Annotated in this window: 18 protein-coding genes and 1 pseudogene; 9 read left to right on the top strand and 10 right to left on the bottom strand. The window is 49.2% G+C overall.

Features of this window, described 5'->3' with window-relative positions:
- The first annotated feature begins 8 nt into the window (after positions 1-8).
- Positions 9-611 (top strand): GDSL-type esterase/lipase family protein, encoded by a 603-nt coding sequence (locus EP25_RS0114245; RefSeq protein ID WP_031434512.1) that lies wholly within the window; start codon positions 9-11, stop codon positions 609-611.
- On the opposite strand, the gene tatC is transcribed toward EP25_RS0114245, so the two are convergent.
- From tatC to EP25_RS0114220, 5 genes are all read right to left on the bottom strand, one after another.
- Positions 608-1,366, bottom strand: a complete 759-nt coding sequence (gene tatC, locus EP25_RS0114240) for a twin-arginine translocase subunit TatC (RefSeq protein WP_031434511.1) — start codon at positions 1,364-1,366, stop codon at positions 608-610. The two genes, EP25_RS0114245 and tatC, sit on opposite strands and share 4 nt — an antisense overlap.
- A 151-nt stretch (positions 1,367-1,517) precedes the next feature.
- A complete protein-coding gene (tatB, locus tag EP25_RS0114235; protein ID WP_031434510.1) occupies positions 1,518-1,823 on the bottom strand; it encodes a Sec-independent protein translocase protein TatB in 306 nt (101 codons plus the stop codon).
- Between the two features lie 6 nt (positions 1,824-1,829).
- The gene (gene tatA / locus EP25_RS0114230; protein ID WP_031434509.1) at positions 1,830-2,048 is read right to left on the bottom strand and encodes a twin-arginine translocase TatA/TatE family subunit; all 219 of its coding nucleotides are present in this window, start codon (positions 2,046-2,048) and stop codon (positions 1,830-1,832) included.
- Positions 2,049-2,064: 16 nt separating this feature from the next.
- Positions 2,065-2,382 carry a phosphoribosyl-ATP diphosphatase gene (locus EP25_RS0114225; protein ID WP_031434508.1) on the bottom strand — a complete coding sequence of 106 codons (318 nt, stop codon included), beginning with the start codon at positions 2,380-2,382 and terminating at the stop codon, positions 2,065-2,067.
- A gap of 298 nt (positions 2,383-2,680) precedes the next feature.
- A complete protein-coding gene (locus EP25_RS0114220) occupies positions 2,681-4,315 on the bottom strand; it encodes an alpha-D-glucose phosphate-specific phosphoglucomutase (RefSeq protein ID WP_031434507.1) in 1,635 nt (544 codons plus the stop codon).
- 71 nt (positions 4,316-4,386) lie between these two features.
- Between EP25_RS0114220 and EP25_RS0114215 the strand changes: the two genes are divergently transcribed.
- Positions 4,387-4,935 (top strand): L,D-transpeptidase family protein, encoded by a 549-nt coding sequence (locus tag EP25_RS0114215; protein ID WP_031434506.1) that lies wholly within the window; start codon positions 4,387-4,389, stop codon positions 4,933-4,935.
- A 98-nt stretch (positions 4,936-5,033) separates the two neighbouring features.
- Positions 5,034-5,312, top strand: a complete 279-nt coding sequence (locus tag EP25_RS0114210; RefSeq protein WP_031434505.1) for an Lpp/OprI family alanine-zipper lipoprotein — start codon at positions 5,034-5,036, stop codon at positions 5,310-5,312.
- Positions 5,313-5,368: 56 nt separating this feature from the next.
- Here EP25_RS0114210 and EP25_RS0114205 read toward each other — a convergent pair whose 3' ends face one another.
- Both EP25_RS0114205 and rdgC read right to left on the bottom strand, forming a co-directional pair.
- Complete coding sequence (locus EP25_RS0114205; RefSeq protein WP_235185909.1) at positions 5,369-6,286, bottom strand: L,D-transpeptidase family protein; 918 nt, start codon at positions 6,284-6,286, stop codon at positions 5,369-5,371.
- Between the two features lie 83 nt (positions 6,287-6,369).
- Positions 6,370-7,278 (bottom strand): recombination-associated protein RdgC, encoded by a 909-nt coding sequence (gene rdgC / locus EP25_RS0114200; RefSeq protein ID WP_031434503.1) that lies wholly within the window; start codon positions 7,276-7,278, stop codon positions 6,370-6,372.
- Between the two features lie 77 nt (positions 7,279-7,355).
- Between rdgC and EP25_RS0114190 the strand changes: the two genes are divergently transcribed.
- Positions 7,356-7,874: a DNA-deoxyinosine glycosylase gene (locus EP25_RS0114190; protein WP_031434502.1), complete on the top strand. Its 519-nt coding sequence runs from the start codon at positions 7,356-7,358 to the stop codon at positions 7,872-7,874.
- Between the two features lie 293 nt (positions 7,875-8,167).
- On the opposite strand, the gene EP25_RS0114185 is transcribed toward EP25_RS0114190, so the two are convergent.
- Positions 8,168-8,881, bottom strand: coding sequence for an NUDIX hydrolase (locus EP25_RS0114185; RefSeq protein ID WP_031434501.1), 714 nt, complete (start codon positions 8,879-8,881; stop codon positions 8,168-8,170).
- A 187-nt stretch (positions 8,882-9,068) separates the two neighbouring features.
- On the opposite strand from EP25_RS0114185, the gene EP25_RS0114180 reads away from it, so the two are divergent.
- The 5 genes from EP25_RS0114180 to EP25_RS0114160 all read left to right on the top strand — a co-directional run bounded on the left by EP25_RS0114180 (position 9,069) and on the right by EP25_RS0114160 (position 14,334).
- Positions 9,069-10,091 carry an SPFH domain-containing protein gene (locus EP25_RS0114180; protein WP_031434500.1) on the top strand — a complete coding sequence of 341 codons (1,023 nt, stop codon included), beginning with the start codon at positions 9,069-9,071 and terminating at the stop codon, positions 10,089-10,091.
- Positions 10,088-11,011 carry a diacylglycerol kinase catalytic domain-containing protein gene (locus EP25_RS0114175; RefSeq protein WP_031434499.1) on the top strand — a complete coding sequence of 308 codons (924 nt, stop codon included), beginning with the start codon at positions 10,088-10,090 and terminating at the stop codon, positions 11,009-11,011. The genes EP25_RS0114180 and EP25_RS0114175 overlap by 4 nt, the downstream gene beginning before the upstream one ends.
- A gap of 186 nt (positions 11,012-11,197) precedes the next feature.
- The gene (locus EP25_RS0114170; RefSeq protein ID WP_031434498.1) at positions 11,198-11,953 is read left to right on the top strand and encodes a hypothetical protein; all 756 of its coding nucleotides are present in this window, start codon (positions 11,198-11,200) and stop codon (positions 11,951-11,953) included.
- 349 nt (positions 11,954-12,302) lie between these two features.
- Positions 12,303-13,637, top strand: a complete 1,335-nt coding sequence (locus EP25_RS0114165) for an IS1380 family transposase (protein ID WP_031432119.1) — start codon at positions 12,303-12,305, stop codon at positions 13,635-13,637.
- 244 nt (positions 13,638-13,881) lie between these two features.
- A complete protein-coding gene (locus tag EP25_RS0114160) occupies positions 13,882-14,334 on the top strand; it encodes a hypothetical protein (protein ID WP_031434497.1) in 453 nt (150 codons plus the stop codon).
- Between the two features lie 10 nt (positions 14,335-14,344).
- Here EP25_RS0114160 and tnpA read toward each other — a convergent pair.
- Positions 14,345-14,776: pseudogene (tnpA, locus tag EP25_RS0114150) on the bottom strand (IS200/IS605 family transposase).
- A 606-nt stretch (positions 14,777-15,382) separates the two neighbouring features.
- On the bottom strand, positions 15,383-15,865 hold the full coding sequence (locus EP25_RS22040; RefSeq protein ID WP_051906705.1) for an REP-associated tyrosine transposase: 483 nt from the start codon (positions 15,863-15,865) through the stop codon (positions 15,383-15,385).
- Positions 15,866-15,880: the final 15 nt, after the last annotated feature.

Raw genomic sequence — 15,880 nt, 5'->3', positions numbered from 1 at the left:
GGAGCCTCATGAAATCACTCGTTATCGTTGCCATTATCATGCTATTGGGCGGCTGCGAACAACAGCCCCGCTTGAACAAACTGCCGGATGACGCCGTCATCCTGGCATTCGGCGACAGCTTAACCTACGGCACCGGCGTCAATAAGGAACAAAGCTATCCGACAATCCTAAGCCAACTCACAGACCGGCAGGTGATTAACGCCGGCATCCCCGGAGAAATCAGCGGAGACGGCCTGACCCGACTACCCGAATTATTGGACGAATACCAACCCGAATTGTTAATCCTGATTCATGGCGGCAATGATTTCATCAGGCGCCTGCCGACCCAACAAACCGCCGACAATATCCGGCAAATGATCGCCGCAGCCCGGCAACGCAATATCGACGTGATATTGCTGGGCGTGCCGCAGCCGGGATTGCTGTTGATGAGCAGCGCGGAATTGTATGGGCGGATCAGCGATTCGCTACAAATCGCCAACGACCTGGAAACTCTGCCGGAAATTTTGGCCACTCCGTCGCTGAAATCGGACCTGGTCCACCCCAATGCCCAGGGTTACCGACTGTTGGCGGAGAATATTTCTTCGCTATTGCAGGAGCGCGGCGCGATTTAACCCACCGCCTCTTCGTCTTCGGACTTACGAACAAAAAAACGCGAGAACAGCAGACCGGATTCGAACAATAGCCAAATGGGCACCGCTAAGAGGGTTTGAGAAATCGCATCCGGGGGCGTCAGGAACATACCGACGATGAAGGCCCCGACGATTACATAGGGCCGTTTTTCGGCCAGGTTTTTGGGCGTCGTCAAACCGGTCCAAACCAGCAGAATCGTAAAAATGGGCACTTCGAACGCCAAGCCGAAGGCAAAAAACAACGTCAGGACAAAATCCAGATACTTGGCGATATCTGTCATCACCGCGACGCCGCTAGGCGCGGCCGCCGTCAAGAAACCGAACACCAACGGAAAAACGACAAAATAGGCGAAGGCGATGCCCAAATAAAACAAAAGCGTGCTGCCGACCAATAGCGGCAAAATCAAACGCTTTTCATGCCGATACAGGCCGGGCGCGACGAAAGCCCATAACTGGTAGAGTATCACCGGCATCGACGCAAAAACCGAGGCCACCAACGCCAACTTAAACGGCGTAAAAAAAGGCGAGGCAACATCGATCGCGATCATCGTGCTGTTTTCCGGCAGGAACCTGAGCAACGGTTCAGACAGGTAAGCGTAAATTTCATTAGCGAACGGCGCCGCCGCCAGAAAGACGACCAAAACGAACAACACGACGCGCAACAAACGGTTCCGCAATTCAACCAAATGACTGATAAAGGGCTGCTCCTCGCCCGGCTCTGCTTCGAATTGACTCATACCTAGCCAAGCCTTATCATCGAAATCTGTAAGATATTGATATATAATAAATAAATCATTTTATGGCACTACAAGCAAAGGAAAGCGGCATGATTTTTAATGTATATTAATCAATGGGTGAAGACTTATGGCACTACATTGAAAAGCTAGGCTAGTCTATTTTATTGTTTTCCCGCGTAATCGCGGAGGTCGAATGCTTCACGTCCTTGATCGCTTCCTCCCCCTCCTCAATTACCTTGTGAATTTCTTCCAGCGCAGACTGCTCCTTGAGGATCTGCCGCATTTCCTCGGCTTGCAGCTCTTCCTTGATCTCGGCTTTAACCGCCGCCACCATATTACGGGTCTTGCCTACCCAATACCCGGCGATGCGGGCCGCCTTGGGCAATCGCTCCGGCCCTATCACCAACAAACTGATCAAGCCGACCAGACAAAGCTCCCAAAAGCCGATATCGAACATAGCCGTTTACGCTTTATCCTTTTCCTTGGAAGTCACCTCGCCTTCCAAGGTTTCGCCTTCTTTGTCGGCAATGGTTTTATTGTCTTCGGAGCCTTCCTTGACCGCCGCTTTGAATCCTTTGATCGCGCCGCCCAAATCGGCACCGAGGTTTTTTAATCGCTTGGTGCCGAACAAGACGATGACAATCAACAATATGATTAATAACTGAGTTACACTAACGCCCATTTGAATCTCCCGGTTGTTATTTGTTACGTTGGGCCTTTTCCTCCAAACCCGACAAACCGAAGCGACGTTGCAATTCCCGCAATACGTCATCCGGACCCAAACCCTGATTCGCCAACATCACCATGCTGTGAAACCAGAGATCGGCCGTTTCGTAAATGATCTGGTCCTTATCGCCGCCTTTCGCCGCGATCACCGTTTCGGTGGCTTCCTCGCCCACTTTTTTCAAGATATGGTCCAACCCTTTCGCATAAAGGCTGGCGACATAGGATTTATCCGCCGATTCCTGTTTACGCTGCTCCAAGACTTGGGCCAGTTGCTGTAATATTTCGCTCATCTATCATCCTAATTTCATCGAACAGGTCGCACCCTTTTTACGATCGGTGCTACCGCCCATTGCCTGACACTATTATTTTAGCGTCGATCAGTCTAGGCATTATACATGACTTGCATTGAGACAGGATGAAGAGAAAATACCGGTCCGCTGCTATCGATGAAGACAACGAATCGACGATTTTGTTCATCGTTTGGCGGGCGGGAGCATCAAACGGTTAGAGAAGCAAGGACAGGGAGAAAATAGACGCTTGCGAGGCAATTCGACAGCAACGTCAAATCGCCTCGGTCTTGTATTTTGATCAAGTAATCACGTCAGGAGCGGTTCTGCCCGTGCGTTTTTTGACTTCGCTCAATTGTTCGGCGATATCGATCAAATCACTAAGCGCATCCTGAGCATCCTGATCGTGTTTACTGGCATCGGGTTCGTATTTTTCCAGATAGATTCTCAACGTGGCGCCGACCGTGCCGGTACCGGAGAGGCGGAAGACGATGCGCGAACCGTTGGTAAATCCGATGCGTAACCCCTGATTATGGCTGACGCTGTGGTCGACCGGATCGGTATAGCTGAATTCATCGGCATATTGCACGGTATAATCGCCGAACGACTGCTTGGCCAAACCGGCGAGTTGGCCGCGCAAATGATCGAAGATGCCATTGGCGATATCCGTTTCCACCGCTTCGTAATCATGGCGGCAATAAATGTCGCGACCGTATTTTTGCCAGTGCTCCTCAACGATGTCGGCAACCGATTGGCGTCTGCGGGCAATCATATTCAGCCAAAACAATACCGCCCATAAGCCGTCTTTTTCGCGCACGTGGTCGGAACCGGTGCCGAAGCTTTCTTCGCCGCACAAGGTAATCTGGCCGTCATCCAACAGATTACCGAAATATTTCCAACCGGTCGGCGTTTCGAAACAAGGCAACCCTTCGGCCTTGGCTACGCGGTCCACCGCCTGGCTAGTCGGCATGGAACGGGCGACGCCGCTGATGCCCTTGCGGTAAGCCGGGATCAGCCGGGCATTGGCCGCCATGATGGCCAAACTATCACTGGGCGTCACGAACACGTTTGCGCCCATGATCATATTGCGGTCGCCATCGCCATCGGACGCCGCGCCGAACGTCGGCGCCTGATCGGAAAACATGATTTCGGTCAGTTCCTTGGCATGCGCCATGTTAGGATCGGGGTGGCCGCCGCCGAAATCCTCCAACGGGGTAGCGTTAAACACCGAACCCGACGGCGCGCCTAAAACGTCTTCCAGAATATGTTTGGCGTAAGGGCCGGTAATGGCATGCATGGCATCGAAGCGCAACGTCAGATAACCCGAGCCGATGCTTTGCTTGAGCAAATCGAAATCGAAGATTTTCGCCATCAGTTCGGCGTAATCGGCCACCGGATCGATAATGGTGATTTTCAGACCGTCGACCTGCCGTTCACCGATCGTGTCGAGATCGATATCGTCGACTCGCGCAATCCGGTATTCGCCGATTGTCTTGGTATTTTCGAATAATGCGTTGGTGAATTTTTCCGGCGCCGGCCCGCCATTGCTGACATTGTATTTGATACCGAAGTCCTCGTTCGGCCCGCCCGGATTATGGCTGGCCGACAACACGATGCCGCCGAATGCCTCATATTTGCGGATGATATTGGAAGCCGCTGGGGTCGATAATAAGCCGCCTTGACCGATGATCAACTCGCCGAAACCGTTCGCGGCAACGATCTTGATAATGGTCTGAATCGCTTGGCGGTTGAAATAACGGCCATCGCCGCCCAGCACCAACGTCTTGCCTTGAATGTCGTCGAGTGAATTGAATATCGATTGAACGAAATTTTCCAGATAATTTTTTTGTTGAAAGACGGTGACTTTTTTTCTGAGACCGGAAGTGCCGGGTTTCTGGTCCTCATAGGGAGTGGTTTTTATTGTTTCTACTTGCATGCTCCATCCTAAATGCGACAATTAACGGTAGCTGTAAAGTACACCAAATTTTTAACGATTTGTAGAGTTTTATGTTGGGAAAAGGGTTGTTGGCGGGGATTTTATTAGGTGTTTTATTTTCATCGAACTCTTGGGCGGAGGACATTTGGATACTGGTGGACACGCAAAAATTACAGCTACAGGTCAAACAAGGAAATAAAACGCTAAAAGTTTTCGATAATATCGCCATCGGTCGCAATGGCTCCGGCTTCAAAACCCACGTCGGCGATGATGTTACGCCGTTAGGAAAATTCCGGATTGCCTGGATCAACAACAAGAGTCCTTATTACCGTTTTTTTGGCTTCAACTACCCTAACAGGCATAATGCCGAGGAAGGCCTGGCCTGGGGATTGATCACTCGCCCCACTTACGAAAAAATCCTGGCGGCGCATGAGTCGGGAAAGACGCCGCCGCAAAACACCGTATTAGGTGGACAAATCGGGATTCATGGGTTAGGCGAAGCGGATAAACAAATACATAAATTGATGAATTGGACCCATGGCTGCATCGCGTTGACGAATGAACAAATAGACCGCTTGAGCCGATACTTAAAGAAGGGAACGAGGGTGGAAATAAAATAATACTGGAAACTGTCCAAAAAACAGGGCAGAATTTAAGTGGGATTTAAACTTTGGTTTATATTATAAATTTCATTTCTGATAAAAATAAGGAAGATAACATGTTGAAAGCCGTAAAATTAGCAGCGATCTTCGCAGTGGCAGGCCTGATGACTGGTTGTGCCAGCACCTCCGATATCGACAACCTGCAATCGCAAATCGATACATTGAAATCACAAATTTCTTCCGCGTCATCCGATGCGGCCAGCGCGCAAGCTGCGGCTGCCGAAGCGGCGGCTAAAGCTGCGGCAGCGGAAGCGGCCGCTAACCGCGCAGCGCAATACGCCCAGGAGACCAACACTAAACTGGACCGTATGTTCAAAAAATCCATGATGAAATAAGCAAGAACCGCTTATTCCCGCAAAAGCCCGTTTGCAGCGATGCGGCGGGCTTTTTTTTATGGTTCGAATTCGAACTCCTCCGTCTCGAAGGGACGCTCGAAAATGGCGACCGGTATGCCATCGCTTTTTTCGAGAGCAGACCTGAGCTTGGCGCCATTCAGCACCGGAATTTTGCCGTTATTGGCTTGTTCGATTAAATCCAGCGCCGCCTCCAGCCTTTGTTCATAAGTGCGCGCGTCATCCTCCAGATCGGGATACACTTCAATGTACAGCGTATCGTTAAACCAACCGACTTTAATGGGTTGATTGACGATGTATACGGGTGTTTTCACCTTGATTTCCGGATAAAGTTTTTCGATATCTTCCGGATACATGCGGATGCAGCCGTGACTGACACGCATGCCGACGCCAAACGGCTTGTTGGTGCTGTGAATCAGATAACCGGGTATCGCCAGACGCAAGGCAAAAAGACCCAGCGGATTGTCCGGGCCGGCAGGATAAACATCCGGCAAAATCTCGCCATCGGCGGCATGTTCCTCCTTGATCGACTGCGGCGGAATCCATACCGGATTTTCGGTTTTGGCACTGATATACGTCTTACCCAAAGGGGTATTCCAATCGACCCGGCCGATACTGATCGGATGGGTCGTCACGGTCGCTGGCTGATTCTTGCTCGCTTTACGATAATAATACAAGCGGAATTCCGGCAAATTCAGTACTAGCCCCTCATGCGGCGTGTTCGGCAGTAACCGACTGGTCGGAATTCTGACTTGCGTTCCGGCCCCGGGCAGCCAGCGGTCGACACCGGGATTGGCCAGGATGATTTCATTTTGGCCGATATCATATTCCCGGGCGATATCCAACAGCGTGTCTTCTTGCTTGGCGGTGGCATAGGTGGCTTTATGTGGATAATCGCCAATCAGGCTATCTTCCGGGCGCTCGGGCATCGGCAAGGTAACCGCCCATAACGGCATCGCCATGCCGGCGAATGCCGCGCCATACAGAAATCCGCGAATTAAAGCTCTAGGCCTGAGGTACATATCTAATCAACGAGTCATTAAGTCTGATTTTCGCCCCCAAATAGTTCGACGAGACGAGGCAAAAAATTGGCCAACTCCATCGTCATGATGGAAAAATCGGCGTCGAAACGTTCGACGTCCGTCCCCGCATCGATATCAGCCACTTGGTCCTGTATCAAGTCGAGAAATTTCAAGCGTTTGACGGCCAGATGTTCGTCCAGCAAGAAGGACAAACGATCGGCCCAGTTAAGGGCCAGTTTAATCACCTGCTTGTCGTTGTCCAAATGATTTTTGATTTCCGGCAACGTCAGATCGTGACGTTTGCAACGCACGATCGCGCCTTCGTCGGACTGCGATCGCAATTCGCATTCGTCTTCGATACTAATGTCCCCCGGAGACGTTTGATTCATCAGCCAATCGGTCATGATGGCAACCGGATTTTCCGCCGTGTTCAATGGCACCACCGGCAGCGAGCCCAAACATTGCCGCAGCGTACTGAGCAGATCCTCGGCTTTTTTCGCCGCGGCCGCGTCGACCACGATCCAACCGCCCTTGGGGTCGATATAGGCATAGGTTTTACGGGAAAAGGCGAAAGCCTTGGGCAGTAATTCGAAAATCAATTCGTCCTTGATGCGGGTGCGTTCCTTCCTCGCCAACTTGCGCGCCTCCCGTTCTTCGATGTCGTCGATTTTTTCCTGCAGCATTTCATTGACGACGGCGGCGGGAACGACTTTTTCCTCTTTTTTCAGAGCGACCATGAAAAAACCGTTAGCGGCATGCACCAATTGTTCCGCCCCCTTTCCTAACGGCGCAGTCCAACCTAAACTGCTCTCGTCGTGGCTGCCGCACGGACGAAAGCGTTTTTCCTGCAGTTTTTCCTCGAACTCATCGACGGAAGTGGTGAAAGGTTCGGTAAAACGGTAGACGGCTAGATTTTTAAACCACATGAATGAATTGACTCTGCTGAAAAAAACTTGGCATTATCGCAAATTTGCATATAGGGTTGAATTGGTTTCTTGTGGAGATGAATGACGATTCAAAAATAAAAGGCTTCGCGCCGATCGCCGACGCCGGAGCGAAAATAGTGATATTGGGCTCCATGCCCAGTATCGCCTCATTACAAAAACAACAATATTACGGACACCGGCGCAATGCCTTCTGGCCGATCATGCTGGAGCTGTTTTCGGGACCGGGCGACGCCGATTACCGCCAGCGCCAACAACTATTACTGGCCAACCACGTCGCGCTCTGGGACGTGCTGCACAGTTGCCAGCGCAGCGGCAGCCTGGATTCCAATATCGCAGAAGAATCGATCAAAACCAACGATTTCATCGGCTTCTTTAAGCGTCATCCCGCCATCAAACAGGTTTTCTTTAACGGCGCGCTGGCGGAGAAAGTCTATAAGAAACAAGTATTGCCGATGCTGGGAGAGGAATTCGCCTATCTACAGTATCGCCGCCTGCCTTCTACCAGTCCGGCCCATGCCGCGATGAACCTGGCGCAGAAATGCGACGCTTGGCGGCTGATACTGCAATTTCTCTAAACCGCCCCGGCCTACAAAACCAGTTTAAAAAATGACATGTCAATTCTCACTCGTCAGCTTCGATATACACAAAATAGAAACTATCGGGCATTTTCTTTACCAAAAGCTAACAAAACAGGAAACAAATAACATAACAAATTGATTTTTATGAATTGTTTTATCCTGAATAATTATTAGCCAGTTTAACAAAACTGTAACAAAAACGGATATTAAGGCCCGCTTTGGACATCATATACACAGACTTATCCACAGCTTTTGTGGATAACGCTGCGCACTCGACTCTGTCGCTTCCGTCAATGCTCGAGATTACGCACGAAGGTGTAACTTCCCGATGCCTCCTTCATGCGATACAAGGTCGCCGGCCGCCCACCCTCCGAACGTTTTTCGCCGGTATCGATCAACAGCTTAGCCTGTTCGATGCGGCGGCGGAACGATTTTTTCTGCAACGGCTTGCCGATCAACACCTCATGCAGGTGTTGCAGTTCCGGCAGCGTGAATTTTCCCGGCAACGCATAGGCCGGGACGATCGAATACAACGCCTTTTGCTTCAGGCGTTCGCGGGCCTGGTGAATAATAACTTGATGATCGAAGGCCAAGTCCATATCGACGACCGTATCGATAGCGATCCAACGTGCATCGGACACCGTGGCGATATGCGTCGCGCAATCCTGATGGGCGATCAACGCCGTATAGCACACCGTCACCGACCAGCCGCGCTTGTCCCGTTCGGCATTGCCGAAGGTCCGCAACTGCTCCAGATAAGGCGGCTCGACGCCGGTTTTCTCCCGCAGCTTGCGCAGTACCGTATCTTCCAGCGTCATGTCCTGCGCCAAATCGACGAACCCGCCCGGCAACCCCCACTTGCCTAAATCCGGGTGATTCGAGCGCTGTACCAACAACACTTTCAGAGCTTCCTTATGGAAAGTAAACAGCACCGCATCGACGGTTAGCAGCGGGCTATCGAATTGGCGTTTGTCGTATGTCGCTAAAAATTCTTTTTCATCCATTGTTTCAGTCATGTATTTGTGGGATCGATTAAGGCGCTACCCCACCCTGCGGAAACACTAGCCTACCTTGCCCGAAGGGATGTGACAAACATTTTGTGACTTTTTGACACTTATAACTTGACATATTTATGTCTATAAGACACTATTTATTGATAAGTGACCTTTAGACACAAACAGGAGAAACATCATGCTAGGCATACAATATTTCAAGGCGGACTCCTCCACCTTCGTCATAAAGACAGTCGACGGCCGGGTGCGCAAACAAGGCAAGGGCCTGAGCTTTTTCTACAACTATGCCACCGCTTCGATCGCCGCGGTGCCGGTCAATGCCCAGGAAGCGCCATTCATCTTTAAGCTGCTGACGGCCGACTTTCAGGCGGTGACGGTGCAGGGCCAAATCACCTACCGAATCGCCGAACCGGAAAAGATGGCCGAGATGCTCAATTTCAATCTGAAAAACGACGGTCAGAGCTATGTCTCGGAAGATCCGTTGAAGCTTTCCGATCGAGTCATCCGCATCGTGCAAGCGATCGTGCAAAACAAGATACAAGCCACCGCCTTGCGCGAGGCATTGAAACAGGGCCAGTCCCTGGTATCGCTGATACGGCAGCGACTGACCGGGGAATCCCCGCTGACCGATCTGGGTATCGCCCTGCTCGACGTCTCGATTAGCGCCGTGCAACCAACGCCGGAAACGGCCCGCGCCTTGGAGGCGGAAGCTCGGGAAGCCATCTTGAAAGAAGCCGACGACGCCATCTACGATCGGCGTAAATCTGCGGTCGAGCAGGAACGCACGATCAAGGAGGCCGAACTGCAAACCGAACTGTCGGTGCAACAAAAGGAACAAGAAATCGAAGAATCGCGCATCCAAAACGAACGCACGATTCTGCGCGGCAAGGCCGAGACCGAACGCGAACGCCTGCAGGCCGAAATCGGCGCCGAAACCCAGCGCAAGGAACTGGTCGAATTAAACGCCGAAAACAGCCGCGAACAAGCCGATGCCGAAGCCTACGCGATTAGTGCCAGGATGAAAGCCTTCCGAGAATTGCCGGTGGAGAACCTGAAAGCGATGGCGCTGGCAAAAATGCAGCCCGAACAGTTGATGGCAATGGCCTTCGAAGCCTTGGCGCAGAATGCCGGTAAGATCGGCGAGTTGAACATCACTCCTGACTTGTTCGGACAAATGCTGAAAAAGGCGGGCCGGGCATGAACGGCAAAAACCAATACCGTTTTATTCTGGTGACCCGGCAAACGCGGTTGCAGGAGTTGATCGAACGCTTCAACACTTGGCCGCAGGCGCGATTTTACCTGGAACACAACCAGGTCGACGCTCGGGATTATCTGGTCGAACACGACCTGTATCAACGCCGCCTGCAGGAGGCCGAACGGATACTCAAAACATTGGGCCGTTTCCAGCAATTGGAGCGCCGCCTGTTGCCCCAGTATCAATTCGGCCCGTCCGATATCGTCGTCGTGATCGGCCAGGACGGGCTGGTCGCCAACACCTTAAAATACCTGTCCGGCCAACCGGTTATCGCGATCAACCCCGACCCCGAGCGCTGGGACGGCAAGCTGCTGCCGTTCGAAATCGGCGATCTGCAAAACGCTGTGACCCGTACGCTGACCGGCAAGGCCGATTGCAAAACCATCACCTTCGCCGAAGCCAAGACCAACGACGGCCAACGCATGCTGGCGGTCAACGACCTGTTCGTCGGCCCGAAAAGCCATAGCTCGGCCCGCTATAGCCTAAGTTGGAACGGCCGCCGGGAAAACCAATCCTCGTCGGGCATCATCATTTCGACCGGCTTCGGCTCCAGCGGCTGGTTCCAGTCCATCCTAGCCGGCGCCTACGGCGTGGCCGGAAGCATGCCCGACGAACTGAATAACGGCTTCGCCTGGCACGAACGCCGCCTGCAATTCACCGTCCGCGAACCATTCCCCAGCAAGACCACCGTCGTCGAACTGGTCTTCGGCGCGATCACCCCGGACACACCGTTAAAACTCGAATCGCAAATGCCGGAAAACGGCGTGATCTTCTCCGACGGCATCGAGTCCGATTACCTGGCTTTCAATTCCGGTACGGTGACGACGATTGGAGTGGCGGAGACTCAGGGGCAGTTGGTTTGTTGAATCCGCCACTTTTCTAACGTAAAAGATCCGGTTATGATTAGGTTTCACGTAATAGATAAATTAACCGATGGATATCAATTTATTAAGGCGAATTTACCGTTTTTTGAAATTTATTGCCTCCTTTACCTGGCAATAAACGGTACGTGATATACGCTTTGATACCGTATCACTAATAAGACCGCAGATGTGAAGTGGGCAATAGAAATTCAGAAAACTGGTCTTGAGAAGAGGAATCTTTCCGACCTGCTATTTGGTTTAGGATTCAAGCTGGTTGAAGGCATAGAATATCCGGCATTGGCTTCACCTGAAATTGATACGTGCTCAACTGCAGAGGCTGCATTTGAAAAAGCTAAAGCCGTGAGAGATGCGTTTAAAGGACCAACACAAATAGATCCCGATTTTGTGCTTGGATCAGTTATAGATTATTCCACAAACCCGCCGCGGCGTCATGCATTCCTAGAATTGGAGTCATGTATCATAACAACGGCTGTAGGTACACCCACAATATCAATTTCTCCGCCAAAAGGGCTTTCGTCTACCGAATTAGAGCAATGGAAAGCAGATCACGACGAGCGACAGTATCAAGCTGAATTAGAGCGCCAGCGTTCAAAACTTGAGCCAGCATATTTAAGTTTAAGAGCATCGAAGGTAATTAAGCTTCTAACTGTAAATAAACCGACTGCAGAAACTCTTTATAAGATATACGAGCTTGCAGAAGGGCACCCTAATAATAGAACCAATTTCCATCATCAGTTCGACATATCCCAAAATCAATTTAATCGTTTTAGAGACGCGGTACACAACCCTTCAGTTACTGGTGATTGGGCTCGACACGCATACCACGGCAAACCAAGAACCTCAAATCCAATGACAAAATGTGAGGCTGAAACTTTTATTCGAGAAATAGCCACCAAATGGCTACAGTCGTTTCGACGGCCGTAGAAACAAACGGTTAGTGAGTATATGGATATGATCAACAAACAATTCAGACTGACGTTCAAGCAAATTCACCATAAAAAAGTCCCTCCAGGAATGCGATTGCATCGATAACTAAGTGAGTGTTTTATTAATTCATGCGGCGGACCACGTTTCGCTTATGTGCCCTACCTCACTACAAGAGTATGATTGTGACTTATTTAATTTTATATTCAAGGCTCACACGCTTTAACACCGATCATATAAATCTCCTGAATCCGTGACTTAAGAAGTGATAATCTCTTCTATCCTAATGATTTAACAAGCTTAATCTGGGATAATGTCGTTATTTCTTCATTCACCCACTCAGTGAATCATGAAACGATTTATCCTGGAGCAGTCAGAAACTGAATTTTATACCAGCCATTCCGGATTAGCCTTAGTGGGCTTATGTTTGAATCAGTATGGCCAACTCAATCAAGTGCTGGATAAGGGTATTCCATTGCGCCACGGTATCGCTCATGCCGATATTATCAAAAGCATGATCGGGTCGCTTTGCCTGGGCAAGAGCGATTTCGAAGCGATTGAGAATTACCGCGACGACGACTATTTCAAAACCGCGCTGTCGATTCAACAAGTCCCCTCCAGCGCTCGCCTTAGACAACGGTTGGACGAACACGCCGAGGCACTATTGCCGCTCGTTTATCAGAGCAACATCGATTTTCTGGCCCACGCGCAAGTCCCGGTAACGCCGTTAGCCACTGGTCATGTGGCGCTGGATATCGATGTTTATCCGATGAACAACGAAAAAACGCGCAAGGAAGGCGTCTCCCGGACCTATAAAGGATTCGACGGCTATGCCCCCATCGCGCTTTATTTGGGCCAAGAAGGCTGGTGTCTTGGCAACGAACTGCGCGAAGGCAAGCAACATTGCCAATACGAATTCCTCTATTCCTTGGAGCGCGGACTGACTGCAGCCAAGCGTCTGACACCCTTGCCGTTACTTGTTCGCCTGGATAGCGGGCATGACGCTCTCGACAACCGAATTGTCTTACAGGAAGACGAGCAAGCCGAGTTCATCATCAAATGGAATCCCCGTAAACAGAATGCCGATGCTTGGCTAGCCTACGCCGAGCAACACGGACAATGGGACACACCACGTGAAGGCAAACGGGTGGCCTTATTTAGTGTCACGGAGGAACACACCCGAAACGGCCAAACCTATTCCTGTCGTCGCGTCATGCAAATCACCGAACGAACAACAACGGCTAAGGGACAACTCCTGCTGTTCCCTGAGATCGAGATGGAAGGCTGGTGGACAAGCCTAGCTTCTACCGAATATGACGACACATTGATCGTTCAACTGTATCGTGATCATGCCACCGCCGAGCAATTTCACAGCGAGTTTAAAACGGATCTGGACATCGAACGCTTGCCTTCGGGCAAATTCGCCACCAACGATGTCATCATGACCCTGAGCGCCTACAGCTACAATATCTTGCGCTGGATCGGCCTGATCGGCTTACTGGGGCAACAAAGCCCCATTCGGCATCCGGCCAAACGACGCCGCATCAGAACCGTCATTCAAGAACTCATGTATCTGGCCGCCCGTTTGATCCGTACCGGTCGCCGGTTAAAACTGCGCTTTTCCAACGCTTGCCCCGGCTTTATCGCGTTTGAATCGACCTACACAAAACTCGCCGCCGGTTAACCCTTCAACGTTTTCAGCTTCAAACCATCAGCGTGGCAACACCGCGTTTAATCTCTCTTTGCCCAAAAAACGCCATACCCCTATTATTTTCTCAAAACCTACGAAAAAAAGTTTCAATAATCCTCAGTTAAACTCGACTTTATTGATAGCGTTATAAAATCTCCGAATTTTGGAAAACTCAAGAATTAATTTCCCAACCAATAATTGAAGTCACTGATTCAGGAATCTATAAATTGAATACTATATGAAAAAAGATGAATTTACTTCAAAAGCATTAGAATTGATCAATTCCGATGCTTTTGATATTACAATTGACGAAAAGAAAAAAATCATATTTGAGCTATTCGAAAACAAATATAGCAAACTGAGCAACGAATTTTATTTTAACAATGAGTTCTTAGTTTATTATTCAACAGTAAAGTCAAAACGTCGATTTAAACCAGAATACAGTCCCGTTCGTTATTATTACTTATTCGATAACGATGAAATTGAGTGCTTATCTTGCAATTACTGTTATATCATAAGAACAAAAAGCAAAGATGGAAATGAACGTCAAATTCAACTGCATGACATGTTGCGAGATAATTTTGAGTTAAGAGCAAAAGACGAAATTGAAATATTACCAATACTAAACAACCACCCGCTCAAGCGGGTGGGTTCCAATAACGGACTGAAAGTCCGGATACGCGTCGACTAAACGACGCGTCTTAGTCGGGCTCCATCTTGAAATTATCGTTTGGATTAGGTTCAAAGTGATGCTCCAAATATTGCTTTATCATCTCATCAGTCATTTGCCCCACTGTGGCGCAAAAATAACCGCGGGCTCAAAAATGTCGACCCCAATATCGCTTTTTCAAGTGCGGGAACTCTTCGAACAGATAGCTCGAAGTTCGTCCCTTGATTCGCCTCATGATTTCGCTTGGGGCCATAGTCGGCGGCGCACTCACCAAAATGTGCACATGATCTTTGCTCACGACACCTTTGATAATCCGTATCTCAAAGGCTTCGCATGTCTGCCGCACCAAGTCTCTCACTCGTTCGGCTATTTCATCCTTCAGCACTTTATAACGATACTTCGTAACCCAAACAAAATGATACTCAATTTGGTAAACCGTATGGCTGCCGTATCTATAGTCCATCGCCACCTCCTTGGGCAAATTATCGCAGCTAAAGCTGACCGGCTAAAGCCGGTGGTTTAAACCTTATGATGGATAATTAATAATAGAATAAGACCGACACAAGGATTTCATTTACTCCTGAGAAACCTAACTGTCAACACAGAAAGAGAATTTATATGCATTGACAACTCCTTTATTCAGCTATACAAGAATAATATTACAAAAAATTATAATTTTTCTGAAAAAAACGTAAATTTCAAGAACCAACTAATAGTCATTTTATCTCAGAAAGGCAAATATATTAATGAACACCATTCACTTTTAGAATTTATTAAATACATTGGGCTTGAAATAATTAATAGAGGAAGTAAATCTATAACCATTAAAAATCCAACAACAGAGAAATCGATAAGATTAAGCTACAGCGAAATAAAAGAACTTATTGCTCGACAAAGCGTAGAGCCGTAGAGCCGTAGGGCGGATAAGCGAAGCGTCATCCGCCGCTTGAGATTCGTTATTCGTCCCTTTCCCCCATATTCAATCAATCCATATTAAAATCCATCCAATCAAGCAAGTAAATACCGTTATTAACCATCAGATGAAAACTTGAGTAAGGCCATTCCTTACTCATAATCGTAAGTGATTCGCAATAAATCCTTTTGCATCAAAGCTCATCCATGAGCACTGGATTCCGGCATTCCATGCCGGAATGATTGTTTCTATTGACCATCGAATTGCTGTCAGACACATATACTCCCAAAACCTCCTTTGCCAAATTCCTCGCTCGTGACGCTTAACTCTGCTTTTAGAGCGATATTCTGTTTTAGGGATCGATTTTGAAAACGCCTTTTTTATTGAACGCCACCGTCCAGAAAAATCATGGTCATCCTGTGGCAACGTCCATATGCATTGAATATGCTCGGGCAATACTACCCAAGCATCAACATGAAAAGGCCTATGTTTCTTCGTTATTCGAACGGCTTCCCTAGGTTTCTCAATGCGCTCAACAAGCAAGTGGGATTTACGTTTTAGCACATTGACCGTAAAAAAATTCGGTTCCTCCAGAAATGCGATTGCGTCGGTAGCTGGGCATATGCTCTGTTTTTTCATGCGGGGCGGATGGCG

Origin of the sequence: Methylomarinum vadi, from assembly GCF_000733935.1 — a bacterium.
GTDB classification, from domain to species: Bacteria; Pseudomonadota; Gammaproteobacteria; order Methylococcales; family Methylomonadaceae; genus Methylomarinum; species Methylomarinum vadi.
Note: the sequence above shows the minus strand (reverse complement) of the source record. Positions and strands in the feature narration are given on the sequence as shown.

Coding starts and splice junctions, on each gene's coding strand:
- EP25_RS0114245 (WP_031434512.1), top strand. CDS start 9: ATGAAATCACTCGTTATCGTTGCCATTATCATGCTATTGGGCGGCTGC.
- EP25_RS0114225 (WP_031434508.1), bottom strand. CDS start 2,382: ATGAGCGAAATATTACAGCAACTGGCCCAAGTCTTGGAGCAGCGTAAA.
- tatB (WP_031434510.1), bottom strand. CDS start 1,823: ATGTTCGATATCGGCTTTTGGGAGCTTTGTCTGGTCGGCTTGATCAGT.
- EP25_RS0114175 (WP_031434499.1), top strand. CDS start 10,088: ATGAACGGCAAAAACCAATACCGTTTTATTCTGGTGACCCGGCAAACG.
- EP25_RS0114190 (WP_031434502.1), top strand. CDS start 7,356: ATGAATGACGATTCAAAAATAAAAGGCTTCGCGCCGATCGCCGACGCC.
- EP25_RS0114180 (WP_031434500.1), top strand. CDS start 9,069: ATGCTAGGCATACAATATTTCAAGGCGGACTCCTCCACCTTCGTCATA.
- rdgC (WP_031434503.1), bottom strand. CDS start 7,278: ATGTGGTTTAAAAATCTAGCCGTCTACCGTTTTACCGAACCTTTCACC.
- EP25_RS0114185 (WP_031434501.1), bottom strand. CDS start 8,881: ATGGATGAAAAAGAATTTTTAGCGACATACGACAAACGCCAATTCGAT.
- EP25_RS0114210 (WP_031434505.1), top strand. CDS start 5,034: ATGTTGAAAGCCGTAAAATTAGCAGCGATCTTCGCAGTGGCAGGCCTG.
- EP25_RS0114215 (WP_031434506.1), top strand. CDS start 4,387: ATGTTGGGAAAAGGGTTGTTGGCGGGGATTTTATTAGGTGTTTTATTT.
- tatC (WP_031434511.1), bottom strand. CDS start 1,366: ATGAGTCAATTCGAAGCAGAGCCGGGCGAGGAGCAGCCCTTTATCAGT.
- EP25_RS0114165 (WP_031432119.1), top strand. CDS start 12,303: ATGAAACGATTTATCCTGGAGCAGTCAGAAACTGAATTTTATACCAGC.
- EP25_RS0114220 (WP_031434507.1), bottom strand. CDS start 4,315: ATGCAAGTAGAAACAATAAAAACCACTCCCTATGAGGACCAGAAACCC.
- EP25_RS0114205 (WP_235185909.1), bottom strand. CDS start 6,286: ATGCCGTTATGGGCGGTTACCTTGCCGATGCCCGAGCGCCCGGAAGAT.
- EP25_RS0114160 (WP_031434497.1), top strand. CDS start 13,882: ATGAAAAAAGATGAATTTACTTCAAAAGCATTAGAATTGATCAATTCC.
- tatA (WP_031434509.1), bottom strand. CDS start 2,048: ATGGGCGTTAGTGTAACTCAGTTATTAATCATATTGTTGATTGTCATC.
- EP25_RS22040 (WP_051906705.1), bottom strand. CDS start 15,865: ATGAAAAAACAGAGCATATGCCCAGCTACCGACGCAATCGCATTTCTG.